Origin of the sequence: Rodentibacter rarus (genome assembly GCF_001998965.1) — a bacterium.
GTDB lineage: Bacteria > Pseudomonadota > Gammaproteobacteria > Enterobacterales > Pasteurellaceae > Rodentibacter > Rodentibacter rarus.
This window is the reverse complement of the sequence record NZ_MLHJ01000097.1, coordinates 1-4,184: the sequence shown is the minus strand read 5'-3', so window position 1 is coordinate 4,184 and position 4,184 is coordinate 1. Positions and strand designations below refer to the sequence as shown.

General features: G+C 37.4%; 5 protein-coding genes. 1 reads left to right on the top strand and 4 read right to left on the bottom strand.

Features of this window, described 5'->3' with window-relative positions; genetic code table 11:
• Positions 1 to 1,389: MobA/MobL family protein (locus tag BKK50_RS09305; RefSeq protein WP_143529797.1), on the top strand; the 1,389-nt coding region annotated here is incomplete at its 5' end.
• Between the two features lie 443 nt (positions 1,390 to 1,832).
• Here BKK50_RS09305 and BKK50_RS09300 read toward each other — a convergent pair.
• The 4 genes from BKK50_RS09300 to BKK50_RS09285 form a co-directional block, all read right to left on the bottom strand.
• Positions 1,833 to 2,075, bottom strand: coding sequence for a hypothetical protein (locus BKK50_RS09300; RefSeq protein WP_077417499.1), 243 nt, complete (start codon positions 2,073 to 2,075; stop codon positions 1,833 to 1,835).
• A 3-nt stretch (positions 2,076 to 2,078) separates the two neighbouring features.
• Positions 2,079 to 3,053 carry a replication initiation protein gene (locus BKK50_RS09295; RefSeq protein WP_077417497.1) on the bottom strand — a complete coding sequence of 325 codons (975 nt, stop codon included), beginning with the start codon at positions 3,051 to 3,053 and terminating at the stop codon, positions 2,079 to 2,081.
• Positions 3,054 to 3,434: 381 nt separating this feature from the next.
• Entirely contained in the window at positions 3,435 to 3,650 is a 216-nt protein-coding gene (locus BKK50_RS12475; protein WP_158074663.1) for a hypothetical protein, read from the bottom strand.
• Positions 3,651 to 3,694: 44 nt separating this feature from the next.
• Complete coding sequence (locus BKK50_RS09285) at positions 3,695 to 3,985, bottom strand: hypothetical protein (protein ID WP_077417493.1); 291 nt, start codon at positions 3,983 to 3,985, stop codon at positions 3,695 to 3,697.
• Positions 3,986 to 4,184: the final 199 nt, after the last annotated feature.

The window sequence follows — 4,184 nt, the reverse complement described above, 5'->3', positions numbered from 1 at the left end:
TTAAATGTAAGACGAGTTAGCAAAGCCAAAGGGCAATCAGCACTGGCGAAAAGCAACTATATCAATCGAGAGGATAAATATTCATCTCGATTTGATGATTTACGCTGTTCGCAAAGTGGCAATATGCCGAGTTTCGCCCAGAATAATCCTCGTTTATTCTGGGAAAGTGCCGACATTTACGAACGTTCAAATGCTCGTGTTTGTACAGAGATTGAATTTGCCTTACCGAGAGAATTAAACCTAGAACAACAGCAAATTTTAGTGAACGAGTTTATAAAACAGAGCATAGACAATGACAAACACAAGTTACCGTATTCATTCGCTATCCATAACGATCCTGAAAATCATAACCCCCATTGCCATTTAATCTTTTCAGAACGCCATCAAGACGGCATAGATCGCACACCTGAACAGTTTTTTAAGCGTGCTAACAGTAAGGTATTAGAGCAAGGCGGAGCGATGAAATCAAAGCACGCTAACGCAAGGGAGTTTGTGCAAGATGTTCGAACAACGTGGCGAAAACTGGCAAATCAGCACCTAGAAAAGCACGGCATAGATAGCCGAATAGACGAACGAACCCTTAAAGCTCAAGGGATTGAACGAGATCCCACCACCCACATTCACTGGCGAGAATTCAAGAATTTAGAACAAATTCAGCGTCAATCCGATGAAATTGGGCAAAAAATTGCCCAAAACGTGCAAGATCTTGCCCAAGAAAGACGTTATATCGAACTCAGAGAGCAGGGAGAGGGCATTTTTTCAGCTAAATTTTCTAGCATATTAGAAGGAGCTAATAAAAAGGCTCTAAATCGCACGCAGAGCGATTTTTATGAAAAAGACAAGGAAACACAAAGGGGAGAAGAAAAAACGCCTGTAAATCGCAAAGAGTGCGTTTCTCAAGATGATTTTGATATGTTTATCTATAAAACTATCAAAAATGCAGAAAAACCTAAATTTGAACACGAAAGAAAAATTGAAGAATGGGAAAAATCGCTCAAACAGCTCAGATCAACGTATGCGGACTACAAAGGCGATTTAGCACGTTTAGAAAGCGAGAAGTGGGGAATGCTAGGGTTATATCAGTCTAAGGAGCAAAAAGCCGAAATAGAGCGAATTAAGGGGGTTATGAGCAATTTATCAGAGCGATTTGACCGAACGAAAGACTATATAGCGAAAGAACAGGAAAAAATCGAGCAAATCAACAAGCAAAATAAACCGCTTTTCGAGCGTAAAGCTCAAATTATGCGAGATAATCCGAATTTAATTGAAAAATCAATGGCACAGCTACACCAAGAGCAGTTCAAACGAAATACAGAAAAATGGGAACGAGAGCAGAAAAATAAACAAAAAGACCGCTCATTAAGCCGTGATGATGGGTTAAGTTTGTAGCTAACGCCCTACGCCTTTGGCTTCGGTTGTTCAACCCTTGCCAAACGTGCAAGCAAGTTGCACGCCTGACAAGGGTTCTTGAATTATTTCTGTACAACCCATATAATTTAAAAGCCCACAGAGCGGGAACTCTGTGAGCTTTAAGGTTATGATCTGCTACATTCCAATGGTTGCAGTACTGCCCTTGAGCAGTAGGCATAGCAGAATTACGATTAGAAACATAATTAAACGTTTCATTTTTCGCTCCTTGTTGATGTTAATCACAAGGTTCTGCGAGCAGCCCCACTAGCAGCCACTGGTGGGACTGCCAGCAGACCCACCTAGCTCAAGGGCTGATTTCTCAACCCCCGAACATTCTTTGATTATACCGCTTTTTTCTCAATTTTCACTAACTCACAATTATCAATCTTGTACAAGGGTTCAACAACCGAAGGGCGTTAGCTTTACTTTTTATATCGCTCTAAGATAGGAATGTCCTCATATTTGCTATTTATACTCATTATTTCTTCTGAAAGAGTTTTGAAATCAATATCATCAGGAGAACTGTCATAAATAAAATTATGAATTTCTCCTAGTCTTAATTCATCATCAGAAAATGGAGCTTGTGGATCAATTCTTAATGTTAATGTTGCTTGAGCTTCAGCAACTAAATGAATTAAGCTATCTTTTTGCATTAAAGTACACATAATCTAGTTATCCCTTATTTTTACTAATTCACACTCAACGATTTTGTAACCACGCTTTTTCAGTTCATCTGAAAAGGTTTTCTTTGAACCCAGTTTTGATTTGTTACTTTCGTTACTGGCAAGAAAAATCCAATAAAACAGCAAATCTTCATTCGGCACATCTTCGAGTTTTTTGTAAAAATCTTCTAAGATTTTTAGACAGTCTTTTACCCATTCTCCGTACTCGTGATTACTCATTCGTGGATCTTGTCGATTTAATGTTACAAACTTCCCGTACTTATTTTTATGCGGAAATGCCGGGCGTTTTTTCACTGGTTTTTCGTATGTAATACTAAACTCAATACCTGTAACTTTTCGCCCTTTTTTTATTGGCTCATACTCAACAAAGAGATCTGATTTTTCGTTAATTTCAGACAATGCTGGAGTTAATACACGCTGGTTTAAATTGTTATAGCGATCATATTTATCTTCCAGTTGTAACCACTTTTTCAAATCTTCCACTGAAATATAACGATCACCCAATCGCTTATACTGCGTAAATAACTCATATAAGCGAATAGCGTGAACACTGGAGAAGCCAGAGATATGATTTAACTGATATTGCGTAAATTGCCCTTTTAACTGCGTTAAATAAGGCATAATTTCATTGGTTAGGGCTATTTTAAATCGCCCCTCTTTCTTGAAATACGTTTGAGACGACACCCATCTAAATTTAGTAACGTGCCTTTCATCTTCCGTCTTTACCCAACGTTCAGAAATACGCTCAATCGCTGATTTTATTTGTGTGTACGCCCTATCTGCGTTCACCTCAGGGAATTGATTTACAAATTCAGACACCGAAAACTCAAACACTTGCTTATCGCTTTTCGGGTTCATTGTTCCAATCGTTAAAGCTAACAATCTCATTTCGTCCAATGTAAGACGGTAAGTCGCCTCGATTAGACTATTTGCCTTTACCACCGTTAAATCATTTGCCATATTCAATAACCTACATTTTAAAAAATATGTAGCAGTATATCACAATGAACTACAAAAAAAAACACTTGAAGTTCATAACGACAAATTTGTAGTCGTGAAACGACAAATTTGTAGTCGTGAAACGACAAATTTGTAGTCGTAAACGACAAATTTGTAGTCTTTAAAATCTCGCAACCCTTGCAAATAAAGGCTCTAGCCTATCCGAAAACAAGATAAAATATAAAATATAAAAATAGAGCCTTTCGGCTCTTTTTGGGCTTTCAGCCCTAATTTTTTCTTTTTTCAGGATTAAAAATTACAAAACCTTTACAGAGCAAGTAAACTTGTTTGCTTGTTCTGCAAGGGTTCAGCAACCGAAGCCGTTAGGCGTAGGGCGGTAGCCTATAAAAGCCATTTAATTTTATCTTTAAACTTCCGTTTAAACGCTTTGAATGGGTGTCTTTTATCGTACTCTGCAATTCTTTTTTGCATTCTTTCGTTTGCTTTGTGATCGGCAAATTTTGAATAAGATTTTTCCATCTCATCTAACATTCTATCAATCCGTTTTTTATGTTGCCATTTCAGGTAAACATAAACACTTATAGCAATAAAAGACAATATCAATACATTGTAAAAAATGATTGTTACTATTTCACTCACAGTTATTTTTTACCTTTTGCAATTTCTTCATTGATGAATGCTATCAACTCATCAAATTTCTTGTCATCATTGATGAATTTTCGTAGCTGTTCAGCCGATACTAAAGGAAATTCGCCACGTTCAACAAAAGAATGTAAAGCGTAAGCACCTAACAAAACTTTGTAATGCGTGGCTTTTTTACGCTTTTCTGCTTGTTCTTTTGACTTGATCGCACGAATTTTCGCTTTGATTTCGTCTTGTTTGCGTTGTAAATCTGCTTGTTGCTGTTCTAGCTTTTCGATTTTGCTTGCCATTGATAGCCCCTTGTTTGTTGGTTTTATATTTCCCTTATTTTATTTAGTCAGTGCTAGGCTTGCAAGCGTTCTATTCATTACGTTAAAATAACGTAATGCTCACTTCCTAGTTTCTTTGCTAAAGCAAGAGAAACTACCGTTCGCAAGCGTACCGCTTGACCGTTTTCACAAAACTCAAACAAATATGGCGATATATCAC

What these genes read in the sequence shown, in the direction of transcription:
- BKK50_RS09300 (WP_077417499.1), bottom strand. Translation starts at nt 2,075, where the DNA reads ATGTGTACTTTAATGCAAAAAGATAGCTTAATTCATTTAGTTGCTGAA.
- BKK50_RS09295 (WP_077417497.1), bottom strand. Translation starts at nt 3,053, where the DNA reads ATGGCAAATGATTTAACGGTGGTAAAGGCAAATAGTCTAATCGAGGCG.
- BKK50_RS09285 (WP_077417493.1), bottom strand. Translation starts at nt 3,985, where the DNA reads ATGGCAAGCAAAATCGAAAAGCTAGAACAGCAACAAGCAGATTTACAA.